We start from the raw sequence: 22,397 nt of genomic DNA, 5'->3' as shown, positions 1-22,397 counted from the left end.
TGGCGCTGCGCTGGAAGATCGCGGGGAACGTACCGGGCGTAATTGATCAAGGAGGCGGAAAGACGTGCGTTCGGTACTCGCGACGGCCGTGTGCGCCGGTGCCCTGCTCCTGGCCGCGCCCGCGACGGCCACACCCATCCTGCCCTTCGGCGGCGACATCACCGTCACGCCGCAGTGGGTGGAGCCGGGCGGCGAGGTCAGCATCACCCTCGACTGCGACGACCACGAGCACGCCTTCGTCGAGTCGGAGGCCTTCGGCGAGGTGGAGCTGGACGGTGAGGAGGGCGTCGACCTGCTGGTCGACGAGGAGCCTGGCAGGTACGCCGTCCACGGGCAGTGCGGCCCCGACGGGCCCCCGCTCAACGACACCTGGCTGGTCGTCGAGGACGACTACCCCTACGGCGGGGTGGAGACGGGAGCGGGAGGCACCGCGATGCGCGTGGTGAGCCCCGCGGTGAGCGCGGGCGTGGGCGTGCTGGCCGCCGCCGCCATCGGCGGGGGCGCGCTGTTCCTTCGTCGCCGCCGTGCCGGCCACTAGCCCGGCGAGGCCGGTCGCCTACGTGTTCCTGGCGGTCGCCGTGGCGCTGGCCTTCGACTCCTGCGCCAACAGGCGCCACGCGCCTCCGCCCATGCCCGACGGGAGCGCGGCCGAAGGCGTGGGGTCGCGGTCGAGGCAGTCGAACGTCATCATGCGGCGCAGCGTCCCCGAGCGCATCCAGATCCCTGCCATCGGCGTCGACGCCGAACTCACCAGGCTCGACCTGCAGAGCGACGGCAAGGTCGAGGTCCCGCCACTCGACCGCCCCGAGCTGGCCGGTTGGTACGCCGACGGCGTCACCCCCGGCGAGCGCGGCCCTGCGACGATCTACGGCCACGTCGACACGAAGGAGGGCACCGCCGTCTTCTACCGTCTCGGTGAGCTGAAGCCCGGCGACGAGATCCGGTTGCACCGCAGCGACGGCTCGGCCGCCGTCTTCGCCGTCGACAGCGTCGAGGTCTTCGCCAAGCGCTCCTTCCCCACCAGAAGGGTGTACGGCCCGACGGAGGCGCCCGAGCTCCGCCTGATCACCTGCGGAGGGGAGTTCGACCCCGACGCGGACGGCTATCTCGCCAACGTGGTGGCCTTCGCCGGCTTCGTCAGGCCCGTTCTTGCCGGGGATGCACCACCTCGCGGATGATGATCAGCAGCGCGGCGGCGAGCGGGATGGCCAGCAGCGCCCCGATCACGCCGAGCAGGGCGCCGCCGATGAGCGCGCCGACGATGGTGACGACAGGCGGCACGTCCACCGACGACAGCATGATGCGCGGCGCGATCACGTAGTTCTCGATCTGCTGGTAGAGGATGAAGAAGATCACACACCCGATGCCCACGGGGACGGAGACGAAGAAGCCGACCGCCGAGGCGACCACCGCGCCGATGAACGCCCCGACCAGCGGGATCAGGTCTGTCACCGCCACGATCATGGCCAGCGCGAGCGCGTAGGGAACGCGCAGCATCATCAGGAAGAAGAACGTGGTGAGCCCCGCGATCAGCGAGATGATCAGGTTGCCCGCGACGTAGCCGCCGATCTTCTCGATGATCGCGTCGCCCAGCAGCATGGTGCGCTCCCTGCGTGACCTGGGGACCAGCCGGTAGCCGGCCTCCTTCATCGTCGCCATCGACCCGAGGAAGTACAGGGTCAGGACCAGCACGGTCAGCGCGTTGAAGATCGCCCCGATGACGACCTGACCGAAGCCGAGCAGCCCGCCGAACAGCTGGGAGCCGAATGCGCCGCTGCTCACGTACTCCACCACCCGCTGGAGGAGCTGGAAGCGTTCGTCCAGGTCGCGAATGGTCGGGTTGGACTGTAACTGGCGGACGTAGCCGGGGATGCGCTGCGCGAACTCGCCGCTCTGCTCGGTCAGTGGAGGCACCAGCGCGACCCCCGAGCCGATGAAGACCAGGATCACGCCGAGGAACACGACGGTGATCGCCAGGGGCTTGGAGAAGCTGTGCGCCCTCAGGAACTCCACCGCGGGGTTGAGCCCGATCGCTAGGAACAGCGACACGATGATCAGCAGCAGCATGGAGCCGGCCGTCGCGATCGCCTGGACCAGCAGCCACGCGGTGAGCACGCCCAGGGCTCCGACGAACCCGAAGACGAACGGGTTGGGCCATGGGGTTCGGGGATCCCGTCGCGGAGCACCCGCCGAAGCGGGAAGACGGGGCGCGCTGTCCGCCGGGTGGGGGGCGGCGGCGGTGGGCGGGTCCGGCAGGGGCGCGGCGCCTGGGGGAGTGGGATCCGACACGGGACCCCACTGCCCACAGAAAGGACAATTAGACGCTGACGTACTTGCGTGGGCGCAGCGCGTGCGCCCTCAGGGCGGCCAGCGCCGCCGACTGCCCGACCGGCGTCAGCCGGATGGTTCCTTCGAGGTTGACGCCCAGCCCCAACGCGGTGATCTGGCGCAGGAGCGTCGCCAGGGTGCCTGCGACGTCGTCGGGCCGCCATCCCTCGCCGCCGATCACCTCGGAGACCCGCGCGCAGAGCGTGGGCCACGGCATCGGGTCGCCGGAGGCCAGCAGCAGCAGCGCCGCCTCGCCCGCCGACACCGACAGCTCGTGATCTCCCGGTGCCAGCAGCAACCCTGTCGCCGTCTCCCACAGCAGATCGGGCGAGCCGAGCAGCTTCCTGCCCTCCGCGGTGATCACCAGGCGGGTGCCGAACCCGCGGATCGCTCCCAGCGAGTGCTCGGCCAGCTCCCGCAGCGCGACCGCCTCGGACGAGGGAGGCAGGCGCAGCGGCACGCCCTCCTCGGAGGCAGCCAGCGCGAGCAGGCCCTGCAGCGCTGGCAGCGGCTCGGCGGGCACGGGGGCGTGCAGCCGTACCTCGAAGGGCTGGGCCAGCTCGCGCCTGGCCGGCCCCCTGCCCAGCACCCAGCGGTTGAGCCGCTCGCCCTGCACCCTGTGCAGCCAGCTGTCGCCGCCCAGCTCAGGCCTGGCCTCGGTCAGCCAGCGCCTGGTGAGGCCGACCTGGCCGTCGAACTCGGCGCCCGTCAGCATGGCCAGCTCCAGCGCCGCTGAGCAGGCCACGTGCGCGCCCAGCTCCTCCGGGCCCATGATCGTGCTCCACTGCAGCTCGGGCACGTCAGGAGGGAGTACGCCCGTGGCCTCGAGCGCCCGCTGGTAGGCGGCGGTGCCCGCCTCCTCGCCCTCGCGCTCGTAGGTGCGCAGGATCTCGTGCGTCGTCGAGGAGACGCACAAAGCGGCATATCGGTCGAGGCCGCCAAGGCGAAGCAGCCGCCCGAGCGCGTCGGCGATCCGTTCCCACGAACCGTCGACCTTGATCGGCAGGGTGTACCAGAGGAATTCGCACACGTCGAGTTGAGTGACGGTCTCCAGCGGCTCGCCGCCGGTCAGCCACTCCACCGCGGTTCTGGCCTCGTCGGCCACCTCGGGCTCGGAGCGCTCCAATTCCAGGAGGAGTGCGGCCACGTCCGGTGCAGGCATGCCTCGAAGTTTGCCGTATGGACCCCAGCCCTGACGATGACCGAAACCGGTGCGTATTGGGTCTTGCACAGCGCCTACCCTACGAAACCGTGGCTAAGCGGCCGGTAACCCGGCTCATATCCACCGTGACTTGAACAGCATGCGGGCGTTCCAATCGACATAGGGGATCACCTCGCCCGCCAGGACGGGGTACAGCCAGCCGAAATTGATCAGTGCGAGCAGTGCGAAGGCGCCGGTGATGGCCGCCCCGACCATCCGCCGGGACGGCGAGGCGGTCGAGGGGCCGATGATCAGCCCCGCCGCCAGCGTAAGGGCCAGCACCATGAACGGCACCATCGGGGCGGCGTAGAACAGGAACATCGTCCTGTTGTCGGCGATCGCCCAATAGAACCAGGGGAGCCAGCCCATCAGGTAGGCCAGCAGGACGGCGCCCGCCCGCCAGTCGCGGGTCGAGACGTACCAGGCCACCATCGCGATCAGGGCGGCCAGCGCGCCGTACCAGATGACGGGGGTGCCGACCCCGAGCACCGCCTCCGAGCAGTCCTTCACGCCGCAGACGTTCTGCCTGCCCTCGTAGAAGAAGGCGACGGGCCGCAGAAGCAGCGGCCAGGACCAGGGCTCGGACAGGTAGGGGTGGGTGGAGTCGAGCTGGTTGTGGAAGCCCAGCACCTGGAGGTGGTAGTCGATCCACGAGCCGATCGACTTGACCACGAAGTAGGCGGGCCCCTGTGAGGTCGCCTCGCTCCAGTTGCGGCCGTAGCCGGTGGCGGTGGCGAACCAGCCCGTCCACGAGGCCACGTAGGTGATCGCGGGCACCAGCGCCATCGCCAGCAGCCCGGTGGGCACGTCCTTCTCGAAGGCCCCCGCGTACGGCTTGCGCAGCCCGACCGCCTTGCGCGCCCCCATGTCCCAGACCATCGACATGATCGCGAAGGCGACGAGGAAGAAGACGCCCGACCACTTGACCGCGCAGGCCGCGCCCAGGCACAGGCTCGCCGCCAGCCGCCACGGCCTGGCGCCGAGATAGGGCCCCCTGGCCGACAGCGTCGAGGTCTCGTACCAGTCGACCAGTCGCGACCTGGCTCTGTCCCTGTCGACGATCAGGCAGGCGAACCCGGCCAGCACCCAGAACATCAGGAAGATGTCGAGCAGCGCCGTACGGGAGAGCACGAACGCCAGCCCGTCGAGCGCGAGCATCAGCCCGGCGAAGCAGCCCAGGAGCGTGGAGCGGGTCATCCTGCGCGCGACCCTGGCGATGATCAGGATGGACAGCGCGCCGACGAAGGCGGCGGCGGCCCGCCAGCCGAACGGGTTGAGCCCGAACATCCACTCGCCCGCCGCGATCATCCACTTGCCCAGCGGCGGGTGGACGACGTAGGAGGCGCACTCGCCGATCTTGTCGGCCGCGCACTGCTTCCAGATGCCGCCGCTGTCGCCGGCCAGGATGAGCTTGTCGGCGTCCTTGACCGTGACGCGCTCGACCCCCCAGGTGAGCAGGGAGTAGGCGTCCTTCATGTAGTAGGTCTCGTCGAAGACGACGGCCTTGGGCCTGCCGAGGTCGACGAAGCGCAGCACCGCCCCGAACAGGGCCACGAACAGCGGTCCGACCCATCCCCACAAAGCGCTGCCGGGCATGGCGGGGATCAGCCTGTCGCGTAGGGAACGCTCGGGCTCGCCCTCCGGCTCGGAGAAGGCCTTGTGCGAGAAGTCGGTCACGGCCATTCGGACATCGTAGGGGCCCCAACGCGGTAGTTACGTAAGAAACACCGCCCATTTAGGGCCGCCTGACACAATGGTCAGGTGAGAGAACAGGGCAGGCTGGTGCTGGCGGGCGCGCCGATCGGGCAGGTCGGCGACGTGTCACCGAGACTACGCGAGGCGCTCGAGAGCGCCGACGTGGTGGCGGCCGAGGACACCAGGCGGCTGCGGAGGCTGGCCAACGATCTCGGCGCCGAGATCGGCGGCCGCGTCGTTTCCTACTACGACCAGAACGAGGCCGCCCGCGCCGTCGAGCTGCTCGAGTCGCTCAAGGACGGCAGGACGGTCCTGGTGATCACCGACGCGGGCATGCCCGGCGTCTCCGACCCCGGCTACCGGCTGACCAGCCTGGCCGTCGAGGCGGGCATAACGGTCACCGCGCTGCCTGGCCCCTCGGCTGTCACCACCGCGCTGGCCGTCTCGGGCCTGGCCAGTGACCGCTTCTGCTTCGAGGGCTTCCCTCCGCGCAAGGCGGGTGAGCGCTCCCGCAGGCTCGGCGCGCTGGCCGCCGAGGAGCGCACGATGGTCTTCTTCGAGGCCCCGCACCGCCTGGAGGCGGCGCTGCGCGCGATGGCCGAGGCCTTCGGCCCCGACCGGCAGGCCGCCGTCTGCCGCGAGCTGACCAAGACCTACGAGGAGGTGCGGCGCGGCGGGCTCGCCGAGCTGGCCGACTGGGCCGCAGACGGCGTCAAGGGCGAGATCACCGTGGTCGTCGCCGGTCACGTGCCCGATGAGGGGCCCCCTGACATCGACGAACTCGTCGCCGAGGTCGACAGGAGAGTGGCCGGCGGAGTGCAGCGCAAGCAGGCCGTCGTCGACGTCGCCAAGGAGTCGGGCATGGCCAAACGAGAACTGTATGACGCGGTTCACAGGAGATCGCCAACGCCATAAAGTGCCGAAGGTGCTCAATAGGCGACTAGTTCCCCCCATGCCGGTTGACACGTTATGGGGATGGGTGGGGCCCTTGCTGGTCACCGCCTTCGGGGCGTTCCTTCGTTTCTTCCGGCTGGGCGAACCGCACGCCGTCGTCTTCGACGAGACGTTCTACATCAAGGACGCCTACGCGCTGCTCACGTTCGGGGTGGAGCGGGTGGCGCTCGGCAACGAGAAGAATCCCATCGCCGACAGAATGATCATCGCGGGCGACCTCGACTTCTGGAAGAAGTGCCCGGCGGTGGAGGACTGCGCGGAGTACGTCGCGCACCCGCCGCTGGGCAAGTGGATGATCGCGGCGGGCGAGTGGCTGTTCGGCATGAACCCCTTCGGCTGGCGCTTCGCCGGCGCGCTGGTGGGCGCCCTGTCGATCCTGATCCTCGCCAGGGTCGCCCGCAGGATGACCCGCTCCACGATGCTGGGTTGCCTGGCGGGCCTGCTGCTCGCGATGGACGGGCTGCACTTCGTGCTCTCCCGCAACGCGCTGCTCGACATCTTCCTGATGTTCTGGGTGCTGGCCGCCTTCGCCTGTCTGGTGGTCGACAGGGATCAGGCCAGGCAGCGGCTGTCCGACTGGTACGAGCGCTCCCTGCCCACGCCGACGGGTCCGGGGCTGGGCCTCAGGCCGTGGCGGCTGGCGGCGGGGGCATGCCTGGGGGCGGCGTGCGCGGTCAAGTGGTCGGGCGTCTTCTTCCTGATCGCCTTCGCCGTCATGTCGCTGCTGTGGGACGCGGGGGCGCGAAGGGCGCTCGGGCTGCGGGAGCCGTACAGGGGGGTGGTCCTGCGGGACCTGACCGGCGCCCTCGGCGCGCTGACGCTGGCCCCCTCGGTGGTCCACATGGCCAGCTGGACCGGCTGGTTCGTGAAGGCGGAGGGCTGGGGACGCAACTGGGAGCAGGCCACGAGCGCGGGGCCCGCCTTCTTCGTCTTCGACTCGCTGCGGTCGTGGCTGAGCTACCAGATCCAGGTACTGAGCTTCCACACCGGCATGGAGAAGACACATCCCTACCAGTCGGAGCCGTGGCAGTGGCCGCTCCTGCAGCGGCCCGTGTCCTTCTACTACCCCTCGAGCCCGCCGCCGACGGGCTGCGGGGCGGACAAGTGCTCCTCGGCGGTGCTCGGGGTCGGCACGCCCGCCCTGTGGTACCTGGCGGTGCTCGCGCTGCTGGCGATCGTCGCGTGGTACGTCGCCAGCCGCGACTGGCGCGCGGGGGCGGTGCTGCTGGCCTACGGCGCGGGCTGGCTGCCGTGGTTCTACTACGCGATCGCCGACAACAGGACGATGTATCTGTTCTACATGGCCCCCATCGTGCCGTTCATGGTGCTGGCGATCGTGCTCGCGGCCGGGCTCATCCTCGGCCCCGCCGACGCCCCTCCGGTCAGGAGGGCCGCGGGCGCGGCCGTCGTCGGGGCGTCCGCGCTGGTCGTGCTGATCAACTTCGGCTGGCTCTACCCGGTGCTGAGCGCCGAGACGATCACGTACTCACAGTGGTGGGCTCGGATGCTGATGCGCTCGTGGGTGTGACCGCCGCGCGGCGGCGCAGCCTGACGCCGTGCCTGAGCGTGATCGCCGCCGCCATGCACGCCAGAGGTACGGCGGGCAGCAGATAGCGGTAGTCGAACTCGGCCGTGGCGGCCGGCGCCAGTATCAGCCCGAACGCCCCCAGCCACGGCAGCAGCACGGGGCCGCCCAGCCTGCGCCACCTGACGACCACCCCGGCCAGGCCGACGAGCAGGATGCCGCCGAGCATGACGCCCTGGAGGTAGAACACCTTCTGGTAGGCGCTCATGATGTCGGCCCACGGGTGGACGATCCTGGTCTCGGCGGGGCCCTGCTCGTACATGAACGCGTCGGTGTCGGCCCTGCCCCCCACGGTCGCCCACTTCGGCAGCCGCTTGGGCTTCCCCTCGGCGTCGAGGTCGTAGTAGGGCTTGAACTGGTACTGCTGGAAGGTGGCCTCGTCGGGGAAGCGCGGCCTGCCCCAGGTGAAGGCGCGCATGAAGTCGCGCGCGACGACCTGAAGGTAGTCGCCAGGCTGGGCCAGGATCGCCCGCTTGGCGAACGCGCTGGCCACCTCGTTCTTGAAGTCGTCGAACTTCACCTTGCCAGGCAGGCGGTGCAGCACCTCGCCACCGGCGTTGCCGTTGCCGCTGCCGGTGCCCCACAGGTACCACTGGGCGTAGCTGACCCGCTTGTTGACGGGCTCCTCGATGCACATGAACGCCAGCGGCAGCTCGCGGGGCAGATCGAGGTCCATCTTGGCGCAGTCGGCGAAGATCGACACGCGCATGTAGAGGATGAGCCCGTCGCTGTTGGTCATGGCGAATTTGCCAAAAGTTACGTAGAACCAGCTCATGTAGGCGAGGACCGGGAGCGCGCAGGCGGTGACCATCGCGACGATCGGCTTCCAGCCGGTGCGCTTGATCAGCATGTAGACGACCACGAGCCCGAGGATCGGCAGGCCGATCGAGCGGGTCAGCGCGGTGAGCGCCAGCAGGAACCCGACGACCGCGCCGACCTTCCACGACATGCGCCGGTGCCAGAGCACGAGCGTGATGACGCCCACCACCAGCAGCGTGAACATCGTGTCGGACATCACCAGCTGCTCGAGCTGGATCTGGTAGGCGTCGAACAGCACGGGGACGGCCGCCAGCGTCGCGCCCCACTTGGGCAGCGCGAACTTCCTGCGCAGCAGCGCGTAGATCAGCACACCGGTGGCCAGGCCCATGAGGTGCTGGGTGAAGACGACCAGGGTGAAGCTGTGGAAGGGCTGCAGAAGCATCAGCCAGAAGCTGTAGCCGTCGGGTCTGACAGCGCTCGGCCTGGGATGCAGCGCCACCGAGACGTACTCGTAGGAGTCGTTGAACCACATGGCGGGGCTGTAGCCGAGCATGGCGATCAACCGCAGCAACGCGCCCAGCGCGAAGGCGGTGACGAAAACGCGGTGCCTGCTCACATAGGACAGCAAACGAGCCTTTCGCCCGGGGACGGAAGGCTCGACACGCGTTCTCTCTGCAACGCTCACCATGCTTTGACCTCCACCGATCGCGCTGCAGAGGACCGGATCTTCCTGTGCGCCCCAGGCGTCACATCCCGCCAGCCCGGCGGTAGGCCCAGCGTCGACAGTGCCGAGCAGCTCGATCATATCATCGAGCCTTTGGACGACTATTCCCCTCCAGAATGCCACTCGTTTCGAGGACTTGACCCGACCACGTCGGGGCACAGGGCATGATGGTTGGCTGGGAAGTGCCGTGACTGAAGGGTCGAGACGTGGAACTGACGGTGGTCATGCCCTGCCTCAACGAGGCGGAGACCGTGGAAGTCTGCGTGCGCAAAGCTGTTGCGTGCATGGAAGAGCACGGCATCGAGGGCGAGGTCCTGATCGCCGACAACGGCAGCACGGACGGCTCGCAGCAGCTGGCGCGCGACGCGGGCGCCCGCGTGGTGCACATCGAGGAGAAGGGCTACGGCAACGCCCTGATGGGCGGCATCCGCGCGGCCCGCGGCAAGTACGTCATCATGGGCGACGCCGACGACTCCTACGACTTCACCGCGCTGCTGCCCTTCGTCGAGCAGCTGCGTGAGGGCGCCGACCTGGTGATGGGCAACCGCTTCAAGGGCGGCATCGCCCCTGGCGCCATGCCCCCGCTGCACCGCTACCTCGGCAACCCTGTCCTGTCGTTCGTCGGCAGGCTCTTCTTCCCGAGCGCGATCGGCGACTTCCACTGCGGCCTGCGTGGCTTCCGCCGCGAGTCCATCCTGCGGCTCGGGCTGCAGACCGGCGGCATGGAGTTCGCCAGCGAGATGGTGGTGAAGTCCACCCTGCAGGGCCTCGACGTGCGCGAGGTGCCCACCACGCTCTCGCCCGACGGCCGCTCCCGTCCTCCGCACCTGCGCTCCTGGCGCGACGGCTGGCGCCACCTGCGCTTCCTGCTGCTCTACAGCCCCAAGTGGCTGTTCTTCATCCCCGGCCTGGTGCTCATGGCGCTCGGCCTGGTCGCGGGCGCGGCCCTGACGTTCGGGCCCGTGAAGATCGGCGAGCTGGCCTTCGACGTCGACACCTTGGTCGGCGCGTCCGCCGCGGTGGTGATCGGCTTCCAGGCGGCGCTGTTCGCGCTCTTCACCAAGGTCTACGCGGCAGAAGAGGGCTTCCTGCCGGAGTCGCCACGCATCCGCAAGCTGATCAGCATCGTCACCCTGGAGAAGGGCCTGGTCGTCGGCGGCCTGCTGGCCCTGGCCGGTCTGGTCGGCCTGGTGATGTCGCTGGTGCACTGGCAGGTACGCAGCTTCGGCGCGCTCGACCCGCGCGAGTCGCTGCGCATCGTCGTCCCCTCGGCGACCGCGCTCATCATGAGCTTCCAGACGATCTTCGCCGCGCTGTTCATCAGCATCCTGGGCATCAGGCGCACCAGGGAGACAGCCATCGACGTGGCCGCCAAGGCGGCGGAGGAGGCGGCGGAGGCCGTCTCCAGAGAAGAGTCCTCCACAGCCTAGGGGTAATGGGGTTCCCGGCCCTCGGCGAGCCTTAGTCTTGATGTCATGTTCTACGTCTCCACGCCGATCTACTACGTCAACGACGCTCCGCACCTGGGCCACGCCTACACGACCGTCGCGGGCGACGTTCTGACGCGCTGGCACCGCCAGCGCGGCGAGCAGGTGTGGTACCTCACGGGCACCGACGAGCACGGCCAGAAGATCATGCGAACCGCCGAGGCCAACGGCGTCACCCCGCAGGAGTGGTCCGACAAGCTCGTCGAGGAGGCGTGGAAGCCGCTCTGGCAGCACCTCGAGATCGCCAACGACGACTTCATCCGCACCACGGAGAAGCGTCACACCGAGCGGGTCCAGGAGTTCGTCCAGGACCTCTACGACAAGGGCGAGATCTACAAGGGCGGCTACGAGGGCCCCTACTGCGTGGGCTGCGAGGAGTTCAAGACCCCCGGCGACCTGCTCGAGGGCGACCTCTGTCCGATCCACAAGCGGCCCGTCGAGTGGCTGCGCGAGGACAACTACTTCTTCAAGCTCTCCGAGTACGGCGAGCGCCTGCTGGAGTTCTACGAGGCCAACCCCGACTTCATCCAGCCCGCCTCCGCGCGCAACGAGGTCCTGCAGTTCGTCAGGACGGGCCTGCAGGACCTGTCGATCTCCCGTTCCACCTTCGACTGGGGCATCCCGATCCCGTGGGACGACAAGCACGTCATCTACGTGTGGGTCGACGCCCTGCTCAACTACGCCACGGCGGTCGGCTACGGCTCCGACCCCGAGCGCTTCGAGCGCATCTGGCCCGCCGACGTCCACCTGGTCGGCAAGGACATCCTGCGCTTCCACGCGGTCATCTGGCCGGCGATGCTGATGGCCAACGGTCTCCCGCTGCCCGGCAAGGTCTTCGCCAACGGCTGGCTGATGGTCGGCGGCGAGAAGATGAGCAAGTCCAACCTGACCGGCATCTCGCCCCAGCAGCTCACCGAGCACTTCGGCGTCGACGCCTACCGCTACTACTTCCTGCGGGCGATCCCGTTCGGCCAGGACGGCTCGTTCTCGTGGGAGGACTTCTCCGCCCGCTACACCTCCGAGCTGGCCAACGACTTCGGCAACCTGGCCTCCAGGGTCGCCGCGATGATCGGCAAGTACTTCGACGGCGAGCTGCCCGCCTCCGCCGAGCGGGAGGAGGCGGTGGCCGGCGCGCTGGCCGAGACCGTCGCCAAGGCCGACAGGGCGATCGGTGACGAGCTCGACTTCGCCGGCGGCCTCGGCGCGATCTTCGACTTCGTGAAGCTGGTCAACGGCTACCTCAGCGAGCAGGAGCCGTGGAAGGTGGCCAAGGACACCTCCGAGGAGGGCCGCGCCAGGCTGGCGACCATCCTCTACACCGCCGCCGAGTCGCTGCGCGCCGTCGCGGTGCTGCTCAACCCGGTCATGCCGGGCACGGCCGAGAAGCTGTGGGCCTCGCTGGGCGCAGAGGAGCACCTGGGCGCCCTGGCCGAGCAGCGCGTGGCTGAGGCGGGTCAGTGGGGCAGGCTGCCCGCGGGGGCCCGCGTCGTCAAGGGCGAGATCCTCTTCCCCCGCCTGGAGAGCTAGTAGTCCTTCAGGGAGACGGCTCCCGCCGTCTTCCTGACCGACTTGGCGATCAAGCCCTTCCACGGCAGGTAGGGGAGCAGCCGGTAGTTCTGGTTGAGGAACCACGCCATGAACCTGCTCTCGGGCACCATCCACCTGCCCGCGCTCTCGCCCGACTTCTGGCAGCCGCGCACGTAGTCGCGCATGGCCTGCTCGTACCGGTCGAGAGCGCCGTCGGGGCCCTGGGCTAGCTCGCCTGCCAGCACGTACGCGCCGACCACGGCCAGGCCCGTGCCCATGCCCGACAGCGGCGAGGGGCACCACGCGGCGTCGCCGAGCAGCACCACGTCGCCGCGTGACCAGCGCTCCATGCGGACCTGGCTGATGGCGTCGTAGTAGAGGTCGTCGGCCGATCTCATCCGCTTCAGCAGCTCGGGCGCCTCCCAGCCGACGCCTTCGAAGGCCTCGGCGACCAGGTCCATCGGGTCGCCGTCGCGTGTGGGCGAGTCCTGCGCGTGGTGACGGCCCATCGAAGCGCGGCCATGAGGTTGTCGTGCTCGGCAGCCAGGCGGTCGAGCCATCCGAGCTGGTCTGCCGGCTCCCTGCCGACGAGGCCGGTCAGCGGCGCGGGCGGCGCCGAAGGCCTGGCCCCGCGCAGCAGGCTCAGGTGGATGGCGGTCAGCTCGTCCGAGGGGTCGGCGCCCAGCCTGCTCCGCCAGCACCCGCCTGGTCTCCTCGTAGGCGACCAGCGCCTCGGCCTGCCTGCCCTCGGCGTGCAGGGCCCGCATGAGCTGGCCGCGCAGGCGTTCGCGCAGCGGGTGGCGCTCGATCTCCGCTCGCAGCGCGGCGGCCAGGTCGCGGGCGCCCGTGCGCAGCTCCGCCTCGAAGAGGTCCTCGAGCGCGGACAGCCTGCGCTCCTCCAGCCTGACGGCCTCGGCCGCCGCGGGGCCTCGCCACAGCGCCAGCGCCTCGCGCAGCAGCTCGGCGGCGCGAGCGGGCGCACCGGCCTCCAGCGCGGCGCGACCCTCGTCGGCCGTGCGGAGGAAGACGTGTGCGTCGACCGACGAGGGGTCGACGTCGAGGCGGTAGCCGCCGGGCAGCAGCTCGATCGTGAAGGAGCGGCGCAGGCGGGAGATCTGCGACTGGAGGGCGTGCGTGGCGTCGGCGGGAGGCCGCTCGCCGTAGACGGAGTCGATCAGGAAGTCGGCGGAGACGACCTGGCCCGCGCGCGCCAGCAGCAGCGCGAGCAGGGCACGCGGGGTCGGGCCGCCGAGCGGCACTCGCGTGCCGTCGGCACGCCATGCCGTGGTGGCGCCCAGGATCCCGAACCGCATGACGCTGATTCTCCCCGGTACCTTGGGGTGCGTGAGCAAGCTTCCCGTCGCGCCAGAGCCGCTGAGCACGCCCGTCTTCGACAGCCACTGCCACCTCGACATCATGGTGGGCAACAGGCAGGCCTCCTCGGGCGACCCCGTGGCCCAGGCCGCGCAGGCCGCCTCGGCCAGCGTGGAGAGCATCCTGGCCGACTCACGCGCGGCAGGGGTGACCAGGCTCGTCACGATCGGCTACGACCTGCCGTCGTCGGTGTGGGGCGCGCGGGTGGCCGCGGACCACGGCGACGTCTACGCGGGCGTGGCGATCCACCCGAACGAGGCGCACGCGGCCACACCCGAGGTGCTGGCCGAGATCGAGGCGCTGGCCTGCGAGCCCGACGTGCGGGCGATCGGCGAGACGGGGCTCGACTACTACCGCGACTGGGCCTCGAAGGACGACCAGCACGCCAGCTTCCGCGCGCACATCGAGATCGCCAAGCGCACGGGCAAGGCGCTGGTCATCCACGACCGCGACGCGCACGACGACGTGTTCAGGGTGCTGGCCGCCGAAGGAGCGCCCGACCGCGTGGTCTTCCACAGCTACTCGGGCGACGCCGAGATGGCGAAGAAGTGCGTCGAGGCCGGATACTTCATGTCCTTCTCCGGGCCTGTGACCTACAAGAACGCCGCATACCTGCGCGAGGCGGCCAGGGTCGCGCCCAAGGAGCTGATCCTGGTCGAGACCGACGCGCCGTACCTGCCGCCGGTCCCGCACAGGGGCAAGCCCAACGCGCCCTCCCTCATGCCGCTCACCCTGCGGTGCCTGGCGGAGGTCAAGGACGTGCCAGCCGACGAGCTGTGCGAGGCCGTCAACACCAACGGAGAGGCTGTCTTCGGCATCTCGCGATGAGCCCGCGCCCGCCTGGGCTAGCCTCGCGCGGGTGATGGCTAGAGGACGACGCCGCGCGCCCAGGTCCTTCTGGGGCTCGGGGTGGGCGATGGCTGCTTACGGCGCCGCCGCGTTCGCGCTGGTCGGCAGGATCGTCGTCGACATGGGCACCGACGTCGCGCTGGACGTGGACGGCAGGACCATGGCGCTGCGCAGCTCGGCGGACACGGTGGCGGAGGTGCTCCAGGAGGCGCGGGTCGCCGTGGGCGCCGACGACTACCTCCATCCGGACGCCCGCGCCCCGATCAGCGACGGCGCGCGGATCGTGGTCCGCCACGCCCGCCCGATCACCCTGACCGTCGACGGCCGCACCGCCAGGCACGTCGTGACCGCCATGAGCGTCGGCGGCGCGCTCGACGAGCTGGACATCGAGCACACGGGCAGCAGGCTGTCGGTTGCCAGGGAGGGCGCGGTGCCGCTGTCGGGGATGGCGGTGACGATGCTGACGCCGCGTAGGGTCCACGTGATCGCGGGAGGCCGCCGGCTGAGCACCACGACCACCAGCGCCACCGTGAGGGGCGTGCTCAAGGAGAAGCGGGTGCGGCACGGCGACGGCTACCGTGTCACGCCGCCGCTGGGCAGCTTCCCGCGCCACGGCACCGTCATCAAGGTCGAACCTCCGGGACCCGTCGCGCCGCCGCGCACGGTGCCGATCACGGCCGAGGTGGCGGCGCTCAACTGGGCGGGCCTGGCCGCGTGCGAGTCGGGAGGCGACCCGCGCGCATTCAACCCTTCGGGGCCCTACTACGGGCTCTACCAGTTCAGCCTGCCGATGTGGCAGGCCGTCGGCGGGACGAGCACGCCGAACCTCTGGCCCGCCGAGGAGCAGACCTACCGGGCGCAGCTGCTCTACCAGCGGGTGGCGGGGCGCTGGCAGGGACAGTGGCCGCACTGCGGCGCCAGGCTGTTCAGCTAGCCATCGAGGCGCCGAACTCGGCGCCCTTCGTGGGGGCGACCGCCTCGTCGAACAGCTGCACGAACCCGGCCTGCGGAGCGCCCACCGCGATGCCGGAGCCCTCGGCGTAGGCGACCGCGTAGCCGAACCTGTCGCCCGTCGCGCGGTCGGGCGGCTCCCACTTGGTGCCCGACAGCCGCTGCGCGGTGACGTCGGCCAGCACGGTCATCGAGCCCGAGTCGATCTTGCCCTCCTCGACCTGGACGCCCGTGCCGTCGTCGTTCTCGTACGGCACGCCCACGACCAGGCTGTTGCCGGCGCCGAAGGCCAGCGCCCAGCCGTACTGGTCGCCCACCTCGGGGTTGCCCGGCACGTCAGGGGTGTCCTGGCCGATCCTGCGCAGCGGCGCCTCGCCCCGCCGGACGTAGACCGAGCCCGCGTCCTTGACCTCCGCCAGGTCCTCGTACGGCGCCGCCACCGCCACCAGGTCGCCCTTCGCGGCCACCGTCCAGCCGAAGTGGGCGTCCTGCTGCGGCTCGGGGGCGGTGAGCCGCACCGTGGCCCCCTTGCTGGTCAGCAGGTAGGCGGCCCCCGCGTCCTTGCGGCCATCGACATCGGCGTACGGCGCGCCGACGAGCAGGTCGCCGCAGCCGTCTCCGTCGACCTCGGCCATCGCCACCGACCAGCCGAAGGCGTCGCCCTCACCCAGCTCGGGCGCCTCGACAGGGACGAGCGCGCCGCCCGACAGGCGATGGACCGCGCCAGGCCCGTCGAAGGGGTCGCCCACCACGACGTCGCCCGTGCACGCTCCCGTGACCTCGTGCCCGTAGAGGCCACCCGCCAGGAGCACCAGGACCAGCAGCGTGCGCGTCATGAAAGGCGTACCTCGATCCGCTGTCCGCCCTCCATCAGGGTGCCCTCCAGAACCGAGGGCAGCCGCTGGGGAGGAAGGTCGAAGACGAAGACCCCGTCGATGCGCTCGCCGGGGGCGATGGTGGCGGGCAGCTTGGTGGAGGCGGGCGCGCTCTCGTGCCTGCCGCCCCTGTCGTCCACGAGCGCGATGCCCGAGGCGGCGAGCGCGCGGGCCGTGCCGCCGGGGTTCAGCAGCGCCCACCTGAGCACGCAGTACCTGCCGTCGGAGGATTTCGCGCCCTTGTAGTCGGTCAGGCCGCAGCGGGGCCGTCCCGTGAGGAGGAACTGCGGATCGTCGAACGCGGAACCGAGGCCGACGCGCCTGCCCGCGTCGGGGGCGGTGAGGGCGCCGGCGCCGCCCGCCTGCTGCGCGGGGGGAGTGACCGAGGGGCCGCGCGCGAGCAGGACGGCGACCGTGACCAGCAGCGCGCCCGCCACGGCGGCCGCCGCGACCAGCCAGCGCCTGCCCTTGGACCTCGGCTCCTCCTGCGGCGCCCCACCCCCGGCCACCGACGGCTCCTCGCCCCGCCGGACCTGCTCCTGCGGAGGGATCGTCGCCGACAGCACCGCGGTGTCGGCGACGTTGGGCGGCGGCTCCCAGTTCCTGTCGAGGAGGTCGGTGGCGATCACCGTGGGCGGATCGGGCGTCGGCAGGCGCCCGCCCACCAGCGCCAGGAGCAGATCCTGGGCGGTGGGACGGAGCAGCGGGTCCATCGTGGTCGCCCGCTGCACGAGGTCGTTGAGCGGGGCGGGCAGCGCGCCGAGGTCGGGGGCCTGGTGCAGCACCCTGGTCGCCATGGTGATCGCGTCGCCGCGCCCGAACGGGTGGCGCCCGTTGCCCGCGAACGCCACCAGGCAGCCCCACGCGAACACGTCCGCCGCGGGCGTGACCTGCTGACCCCGCACCTGCTCAGGCGCCCACCAGCCAGGACTGCCCAGCAGCTCCCCCGAGAGCGTGAAGTTGCTCTCGCGGTCGAGGGCGCGGGAGATGCCGAAGTCGATCACGCGAGGACCCGACATCGACAGGATGACGTTGGCCGGCTTCAGGTCGCGGTGCACCAGCCCCGCCACGTGGATCGCCGCCAGCGCGGCGGCCACGCCGAGCGCCACCCCGTGCAGCGCGGCGGGCTCCAGCGCGCCGTACTCGCTGATCTGGTCCGACAGGGGGACGCCTGCGATGTACTCGGTGACCATGTACGGCCTGCCCACGCTGTCGTTGCCGTTGTCGAGCACCTGCGCGGTGCAGAACGACGCGACCCTGCGCGCGTTGTCCACCTCCGCGTGGAAGCGGGCGTTGAACCCCTCCTGGTTGGCGAACTCCGCCTTCACCACCTTGACCGCGACAGGCCGTCCCGTCGGCGCGATGGCCAGGAACACCGTGCCCATACCCCCCTCTCCGATGCGCCCGAGCAGGCGGTACGGCCCGATCTCGCGCGCGTCGGTCGGACGCAGGGGTGCGGCGCCCATCGGCTTCATCAGCCCATCCTCTCTCCTACTCCCCGGTTCTTCGATGCCTCGCCGATGCGCGAGACTGAATGGGTGATAGGGGGAGTGCCATTGTGAGCCTGTTGGGGCCAATTGAAATACGTAATTTGGCGGAAAAGCTCGATCTTCGCCCGACAAAGAAGTTCGGTCAGAACTTCGTGATCGACGGCGGCACCGTCCGCCGCATCGTGCGCACGGCCGGGCTGTCGCCGGACGACGTGGTGATCGAGGTGGGTCCGGGGCTGGGCTCGCTCACTCTGGCGTTGCTGCCCGAGGTCGCCCACGTGGTCGCGGTCGAGATCGATCCCGTGCTGGCCCGGCAGCTTCCCCTGACCGTCGAGTCGCGCGGGCTCGGCGACAGCCTGACGGTCGTGGGCGGCGACGCCATGAAGGTGGGCCCCGACGACTTCTCAGGCCACCTCCCGACGGCCCTGGTCGCCAACCTGCCGTACAACGTCTCCGTGCCGGTCGTCCTGCACCTGCTGGAGGCGCTGCCCTCGCTGCGCAAGGGCCTGGTCATGGTGCAGGCCGAGGTCGCCGACCGGCTCGCCGCCCCTCCGGGCTCCAAGGTGTACGGCGTGCCGTCCGCCAAGGCCGCCTGGTACGCCGACGTCAGGCGGGCGGGCCCGGTGGGCAGGACGGTCTTCTGGCCCGTCCCCAACGTGGACTCGGGGCTGGTGTCACTGGAACGGCGCGATCCGCCGGTGACCAGCGCTTCGAGGAAGCAGGTGTTCTCGGTGGTCGACGCCGCGTTCGCGCAGCGGAGGAAGACGTTGAGGGCGGCGCTGGGTGTCCTGTTCGGATCTCCGGCGCGGGCGGAGGAGGCGCTGAGGGCGGCCGGGGTGGATCCGTCGACCCGGGGTGAGCAGCTGGACATCACCGCCTTCGCCAGGATCGCGGAGCACCTGGAGGACTAGGGGCGCTCGCCCGGAGCGGGCGCGCGTTCCTCCTGCCCGCCGATCAGCGCCACGCTGTCGGCGTACCTCTCCACCAGGCGGAGGTCGTGGGAGGCGAACACCACGGCCATCTCACGCGTCTCGCGCAGCCGGGTCAGCAGCTCCATCATCGCCTGGGCGGTGTCGCCGTCCAGGGCCGAGGTGATCTCGTCGCAGACCAGCACGTCGGGCTCGGCGGCCAGGGCGCGGGCAATGGAGACCCGCTGCCGCTGGCCGCCGCGCGGCGTGCTCGGGGCCCGGACCACCAGTTGCAGCAGCTCCGTGACCCGCTCCGGTACGGCGGCGGCGGTGGTGCAGGCGCGGCGGGCGGGCCAGGTTGCGGACACCATGGTCGAGGGGTTCAGCGCGCATCGGCCCATGACGGCTGACCCGGTCGTTGGAGTCTCGCTCCTCGCCAGAAGCGTGCGCGCCTTCCTGGGCGCCTCCCTCCACAGTCGGCCTGTCGCTCTGCGGCCTCCGTCCACAGTGGGCCTGTCGCCCTGCGGCCTCCGTCCACAGAACAACGCTCGGTCCTCTCCCGCAGACCCTCTCCACACGATCCTGGGCCTCCCTTCCACGGCTCAGGAGGCCCAGATGTGGCTCACCATCGGTTTTCTGGCAACGCTGAGCGCCGCCTCTCCCGGCCCGGCGACCGACCCCAGCCAGGCGCCATGCCTGCGCACCATCACCCTGCCCGCCGCCTACGCGCCCCTGCTGGAGGCCTGGCAGCACGAGGGCGACACCCCCGCGTCCGACGCCGTACGGCCCGCCCTCAAGGGCGCGGGTTCTTCCGTCAGGCTGACGGTCGCCCTCCCCTCGGCGGCCTGCCCACCCGGACGAAAATCACCAGCCGGATCCCGGCCCTGGCACACCCTCACGCCCGGCGCGGCACCTCCATCACCGGGCCCCGACCAGCCTTCGGCCCACCCGCCCGTGCGGTGGTCGGTGATGCGCATGAGCGACGTGGACCCCGGTTCGCGCTCCGCCGTCCGCGACACCGTTTCGACCTGGCTCACCACCTGGCACGACCGCTTCCGCCACCGCCCGTCATGGCTGAACACATTCACCTGGCCGACCGAGAGACCTTCCACGGCCCCGCCTCACCCGGCCACGGCTTTTGCGGATCGGTCTCATCGCGGTGAGCCGGCTCCCGCGGATCGGTCCCATGCGGAGGAGTGGCTCGCGCCGACCCTGTCTCGCCTGGTGGAGGTGCAGCCGGGGGGACCGCCCCGTGTGGTGAAGCCGTCGATGGTGCGCCCCGACTCAGTGAGGCCGTCGACAGTGGGCCCTGGCTCAGGGAGGCCTTCGAAGGATCGAACCCGGCCCGGCCCGCCCCCGTCAGACGGCACACGGCCGGGGACACCTCCCTCGCGCAGCAAGGCGACGCCGAAGAAGAGATCCAGCGACCACAGCCCTGGCAGGAAGCGGACCACCCGCACCAGAGGCGACCTGGCCGCCACCGCCGCCATCGCCCGCCTGGGCACCCCCTTCTCCTGGGGCGGAGGCAACCCCGCAGGACCCAGCAGGGGCATAGGACGAGGGGCCGGCACCGTCGGCTTCGACTGCTCGGGGCTCACCCTGTACGCGTGGTCCAGAGCAGGGGTGAAGCTCGGCCACTACACCGGCACCCAGTTCCGTCAGGGCAAGCGCGTCAGGCTGTCCGACCTGCGCCGGGGCGACCTCGTCTTCTTCGGCGGAGGCACGGGCGATCCCACCCACGTCGGCCTCTATCTGGGCAACGGCATCATGATCCATGCACCCAAGACCGGCGACGTGGTCAAGAAGACCGACTTCCTCGACTCCACGTACTACCGCCCGCGCTATCGCGGCGCCGTCCGACCGGGATGACCCACCCCGGATACCACCCAACCTCCTGACCAACCGACCGTCCCCCGAGACGCCGCCACATGCCCGCCCCCTCCGCGACCCTGCCATGGGCCCGGCCCTCGGAGTCACCACGGACTCGCCTTCCGGAGTCGCCTTCTGGCTCGCTCCAGGGGCGGCTTCGGGGGTCGCCCTCTGAGGTCCGCTTGCGGGGTCGCCTTCCGGGTCGGGGGGTCGCCTTCTGAGGTCGGCTTCCCTGGGTCGCCTTGTGAGGTCACCTCCTGGGGTCGGCTTCCGGGGGCGGTTCCTGGGGCTGCCTTCGATGCCCTGTGAGGTCGGCTTCTCGCGTCGGCTTTCGAGGTCGGACCCCTTGCGAGTTGGCTTGCGGGGTCTCGTTCCGGGTCGGCTTGCGAGGTCAGCTTCCGGGGTCGGCTTACGAGGTCAGCTTTCGGGGGCGTCCTCCGAGGTTGGCTTTCGGAGTAGTCCTCCGAGGTTGGCTTGCGGGTTCGGCTCCGAGGGGCGCCCTGGAGGTCGGCTTGCGGGGTGGCCTCTGGGCGTCTTGGGGCGCACGGGGTACGTCCTGGGGCGATCGTTGTCAGCGCTCATCTCTGGCAGGGGCCAGTTGAGCTGTCGCCAGGGGTTGATCCTGAGAGCGCGGGGCCCTTGTTGTGTAGGTCTCTGGATCATGTTGTGGTGGCGGTGCGCCGGTCTCGTGTCAGGCGCCGGGTTGGACCATCGTCTGCTGGTGGAGACGAGTGCCGTGGTGTCTGAGGCCGGGGACCAGCGGAGTGGGGCCATGCTGGGTGAAGCCCATGCGTTCGAAGAACCGTACTGCGCGGCTGTTCTCGACGAGGGTCTGTAGGTGGCAACCCGGTGACCCGGCTGCCTTGAGCCGATCCAGCCACCCGTTCATCAGTTCGTCGGCGACGCCCGTTCCTCTGGCCGAGGGCGCCACGTTGATGTGCAGGTGGGATGGCCAGCGTGGATCGTCGAAGTCTCCCGCCGTGGGCTCCCGGCGGACGGCGGACCAGGCCAGGTCGGCCATGCTGCGAGCGAAGAAGGCCGCAGGCTTGCGGCGGAAGATCAGGCGGTACTTCCTTATGGCCTTCTCCAAGCGCTCGCTCTCGCTCGGGAACGTCGCGCTGTCGAGGCATCCCGCCAGGTAGCCGACCAGGGCTCCATCGACCACGGCCAGGAACAGCGAGTCGGGTTCCAGATCCATGTAAGGGTCCAGGTAGATGGCGGCTTCGGATTCCTCGTGTTCCCACAGCGAAGCGGTGGGAGCACCTTCGCCTGCGCGGTGGAACAGCCTGCGCAGCTCGGCGCGGTCGGTTTCCGTAAATGTCCGAATCTCCATCACGTCGACACACTCCTCAGTCCCTCGAATCGGTACGGCGGCCGCTGACACCGCCTCAATAGAGCGTATGCCGTACTGTGTATCACGTATAGAGTTTTATGGCGAGGGAGGTGGAGCGCCGAGTCCGCTACGAGCTCGCCCTTGGGAAGGTGTCGCTGTTGGCGCCACCGCCACCGCCACCGCCACCGCCACCGCCACCGCCACCGCCACCGCCACCGCCACCGCCACCGCTGCCGCTACCGCTGCCGCCGCTACCGCTGCCGCCGCCACCGCTGCCGTCGTCGCGGCTCCGGCTGCGGTGGACTGCGTCGGGGTAGCGCTGATCGCGCTCGTGGATGCCGGGGTGGGCACCGATGTCCGCGATCGTGTCTATCCGGCCAGTAGGCGGGCGATCAGACCGGCGGCCAAGTGGAGATCCTCCCCGTGGCCCTTGTGGCCGCCTTCCCCTCAGGCGTTATCGGCGCGGTCGCCGGGGCTTCTGGGTGGGT

19 protein-coding genes are annotated in these 22,397 nt (G+C 70.4%); 10 read left to right on the top strand and 9 right to left on the bottom strand.

Translation table 11 applies throughout. The features are described from left to right. The first annotated feature begins 64 nt into the window (after window positions 1–64). Together ABFX50_RS10595 and ABFX50_RS10590 are read left to right on the top strand one after the other, a co-directional pair. Window positions 65–538 carry a hypothetical protein gene (locus ABFX50_RS10595; protein WP_183655008.1) on the top strand — a complete coding sequence of 158 codons (474 nt, stop codon included), beginning with the start codon at window positions 65–67 and terminating at the stop codon, window positions 536–538. Then, window positions 525–1,178 (top strand): class F sortase, encoded by a 654-nt coding sequence (locus ABFX50_RS10590; RefSeq protein ID WP_346145421.1) that lies wholly within the window; start codon window positions 525–527, stop codon window positions 1,176–1,178. Before ABFX50_RS10595 ends, ABFX50_RS10590 begins: the two co-directional genes overlap by 14 nt. Here the strand turns inward: ABFX50_RS10590 and ABFX50_RS10585 are convergent. The 3 genes from ABFX50_RS10585 to ABFX50_RS10575 all read right to left on the bottom strand — a co-directional run bounded on the left by ABFX50_RS10585 (window position 1,138) and on the right by ABFX50_RS10575 (window position 5,212). Beyond that, the gene (locus ABFX50_RS10585; protein WP_346145419.1) at window positions 1,138–2,115 is read right to left on the bottom strand and encodes an AI-2E family transporter; all 978 of its coding nucleotides are present in this window, start codon (window positions 2,113–2,115) and stop codon (window positions 1,138–1,140) included. The genes ABFX50_RS10590 and ABFX50_RS10585 overlap by 41 nt on opposite strands. Window positions 2,116–2,317: 202 nt before the next feature. Then, the gene (locus tag ABFX50_RS10580; protein WP_346145417.1) at window positions 2,318–3,490 is read right to left on the bottom strand and encodes a hypothetical protein; all 1,173 of its coding nucleotides are present in this window, start codon (window positions 3,488–3,490) and stop codon (window positions 2,318–2,320) included. A 114-nt stretch (window positions 3,491–3,604) separates the two neighbouring features. Continuing rightward, complete coding sequence (locus tag ABFX50_RS10575) at window positions 3,605–5,212, bottom strand: dolichyl-phosphate-mannose--protein mannosyltransferase (RefSeq protein WP_346145415.1); 1,608 nt, start codon at window positions 5,210–5,212, stop codon at window positions 3,605–3,607. 78 nt (window positions 5,213–5,290) lie between these two features. Between ABFX50_RS10575 and rsmI the strand changes: the two genes are divergently transcribed. Then, window positions 5,291–6,139 (top strand): 16S rRNA (cytidine(1402)-2'-O)-methyltransferase, encoded by an 849-nt coding sequence (rsmI, locus tag ABFX50_RS10570; RefSeq protein ID WP_346145413.1) that lies wholly within the window; start codon window positions 5,291–5,293, stop codon window positions 6,137–6,139. 64 nt (window positions 6,140–6,203) lie between these two features. Next, the gene (locus ABFX50_RS10565; protein ID WP_346145411.1) at window positions 6,204–7,706 is read left to right on the top strand and encodes a dolichyl-phosphate-mannose--protein mannosyltransferase; all 1,503 of its coding nucleotides are present in this window, start codon (window positions 6,204–6,206) and stop codon (window positions 7,704–7,706) included. Here the strand turns inward: ABFX50_RS10565 and ABFX50_RS10560 are convergent. Then, window positions 7,657–9,138, bottom strand: coding sequence for a hypothetical protein (locus tag ABFX50_RS10560; protein WP_346145409.1), 1,482 nt, complete (start codon window positions 9,136–9,138; stop codon window positions 7,657–7,659). The genes ABFX50_RS10565 and ABFX50_RS10560 overlap by 50 nt on opposite strands. A gap of 314 nt (window positions 9,139–9,452) precedes the next feature. Between ABFX50_RS10560 and ABFX50_RS10555 the strand changes: the two genes are divergently transcribed. Both ABFX50_RS10555 and metG read left to right on the top strand, forming a co-directional pair. Continuing rightward, complete coding sequence (locus ABFX50_RS10555) at window positions 9,453–10,676, top strand: glycosyltransferase (protein ID WP_183655049.1); 1,224 nt, start codon at window positions 9,453–9,455, stop codon at window positions 10,674–10,676. 45 nt (window positions 10,677–10,721) lie between these two features. After that, window positions 10,722–12,260, top strand: a complete 1,539-nt coding sequence (metG, locus tag ABFX50_RS10550; RefSeq protein ID WP_346145407.1) for a methionine--tRNA ligase — start codon at window positions 10,722–10,724, stop codon at window positions 12,258–12,260. Here the strand turns inward: metG and ABFX50_RS10545 are convergent. Then, a complete protein-coding gene (locus ABFX50_RS10545) occupies window positions 12,257–13,573 on the bottom strand; it encodes a BTAD domain-containing putative transcriptional regulator (RefSeq protein ID WP_346145405.1) in 1,317 nt (438 codons plus the stop codon). The genes metG and ABFX50_RS10545 overlap by 4 nt on opposite strands. Window positions 13,574–13,604: 31 nt before the next feature. Between ABFX50_RS10545 and ABFX50_RS10540 the strand changes: the two genes are divergently transcribed. After that, window positions 13,605–14,462 carry a TatD family hydrolase gene (locus tag ABFX50_RS10540; RefSeq protein ID WP_346145403.1) on the top strand — a complete coding sequence of 286 codons (858 nt, stop codon included), beginning with the start codon at window positions 13,605–13,607 and terminating at the stop codon, window positions 14,460–14,462. Window positions 14,463–14,496: 34 nt separating this feature from the next. Further along, on the top strand, window positions 14,497–15,417 hold the full coding sequence (locus ABFX50_RS10535; protein WP_346145401.1) for a resuscitation-promoting factor: 921 nt from the start codon (window positions 14,497–14,499) through the stop codon (window positions 15,415–15,417). On the opposite strand, the gene ABFX50_RS10530 is transcribed toward ABFX50_RS10535, so the two are convergent. Both ABFX50_RS10530 and ABFX50_RS10525 read right to left on the bottom strand, forming a co-directional pair. Beyond that, window positions 15,410–16,270 (bottom strand): hypothetical protein, encoded by an 861-nt coding sequence (locus tag ABFX50_RS10530; RefSeq protein ID WP_346145399.1) that lies wholly within the window; start codon window positions 16,268–16,270, stop codon window positions 15,410–15,412. The two genes, ABFX50_RS10535 and ABFX50_RS10530, sit on opposite strands and share 8 nt — an antisense overlap. Further along, on the bottom strand, window positions 16,267–17,784 hold the full coding sequence (locus tag ABFX50_RS10525; protein ID WP_346145397.1) for a serine/threonine-protein kinase: 1,518 nt from the start codon (window positions 17,782–17,784) through the stop codon (window positions 16,267–16,269). The genes ABFX50_RS10530 and ABFX50_RS10525 overlap by 4 nt, the downstream gene beginning before the upstream one ends. A gap of 59 nt (window positions 17,785–17,843) precedes the next feature. Here ABFX50_RS10525 and rsmA point away from each other — a divergent pair, with 59 nt between their 5' ends. Continuing rightward, window positions 17,844–18,710, top strand: a complete 867-nt coding sequence (gene rsmA / locus ABFX50_RS10520) for a 16S rRNA (adenine(1518)-N(6)/adenine(1519)-N(6))-dimethyltransferase RsmA (RefSeq protein WP_346145395.1) — start codon at window positions 17,844–17,846, stop codon at window positions 18,708–18,710. On the opposite strand, the gene ABFX50_RS10515 is transcribed toward rsmA, so the two are convergent. Next, window positions 18,707–19,078 (bottom strand): ATP-binding cassette domain-containing protein, encoded by a 372-nt coding sequence (locus tag ABFX50_RS10515; protein WP_346145393.1) that lies wholly within the window; start codon window positions 19,076–19,078, stop codon window positions 18,707–18,709. The two genes, rsmA and ABFX50_RS10515, sit on opposite strands and share 4 nt — an antisense overlap. 244 nt (window positions 19,079–19,322) lie before the next feature. Between ABFX50_RS10515 and ABFX50_RS10510 the strand changes: the two genes are divergently transcribed. Further along, window positions 19,323–20,576, top strand: a complete 1,254-nt coding sequence (locus ABFX50_RS10510) for an NlpC/P60 family protein (RefSeq protein ID WP_346145391.1) — start codon at window positions 19,323–19,325, stop codon at window positions 20,574–20,576. 691 nt (window positions 20,577–21,267) lie between these two features. On the opposite strand, the gene ABFX50_RS10505 is transcribed toward ABFX50_RS10510, so the two are convergent. Next, complete coding sequence (locus tag ABFX50_RS10505) at window positions 21,268–21,960, bottom strand: GNAT family N-acetyltransferase (RefSeq protein WP_346145389.1); 693 nt, start codon at window positions 21,958–21,960, stop codon at window positions 21,268–21,270. Window positions 21,961–22,397 lie beyond the last annotated feature (437 nt).

The sequence above is a fragment of the Nonomuraea recticatena genome (assembly GCF_039533245.1).
GTDB classification, from domain to species: domain Bacteria; phylum Actinomycetota; class Actinomycetes; order Streptosporangiales; family Streptosporangiaceae; genus Nonomuraea; species Nonomuraea roseola.
The sequence above is the reverse complement of the archived record's forward strand: the minus strand, read 5'-3'. Positions and strand labels throughout refer to the sequence as shown.

What these genes read in the sequence shown, in the direction of transcription:
- ABFX50_RS10580 (WP_346145417.1), bottom strand. Translation starts at nt 3,490, where the DNA reads ATGCCTGCACCGGACGTGGCCGCACTCCTCCTGGAATTGGAGCGCTCC.
- ABFX50_RS10575 (WP_346145415.1), bottom strand. Translation starts at nt 5,212, where the DNA reads ATGGCCGTGACCGACTTCTCGCACAAGGCCTTCTCCGAGCCGGAGGGC.
- metG (WP_346145407.1), top strand. Translation starts at nt 10,722, where the DNA reads ATGTTCTACGTCTCCACGCCGATCTACTACGTCAACGACGCTCCGCAC.
- ABFX50_RS10545 (WP_346145405.1), bottom strand. Translation starts at nt 13,573, where the DNA reads ATGCGGTTCGGGATCCTGGGCGCCACCACGGCATGGCGTGCCGACGGC.
- ABFX50_RS10535 (WP_346145401.1), top strand. Translation starts at nt 14,497, where the DNA reads ATGGCTAGAGGACGACGCCGCGCGCCCAGGTCCTTCTGGGGCTCGGGG.
- ABFX50_RS10530 (WP_346145399.1), bottom strand. Translation starts at nt 16,270, where the DNA reads ATGACGCGCACGCTGCTGGTCCTGGTGCTCCTGGCGGGTGGCCTCTAC.
- ABFX50_RS10525 (WP_346145397.1), bottom strand. Translation starts at nt 17,784, where the DNA reads ATGAAGCCGATGGGCGCCGCACCCCTGCGTCCGACCGACGCGCGCGAG.
- rsmA (WP_346145395.1), top strand. Translation starts at nt 17,844, where the DNA reads ATGGGTGATAGGGGGAGTGCCATTGTGAGCCTGTTGGGGCCAATTGAA.
- ABFX50_RS10515 (WP_346145393.1), bottom strand. Translation starts at nt 19,078, where the DNA reads ATGGTGTCCGCAACCTGGCCCGCCCGCCGCGCCTGCACCACCGCCGCC.
- ABFX50_RS10510 (WP_346145391.1), top strand. Translation starts at nt 19,323, where the DNA reads ATGTGGCTCACCATCGGTTTTCTGGCAACGCTGAGCGCCGCCTCTCCC.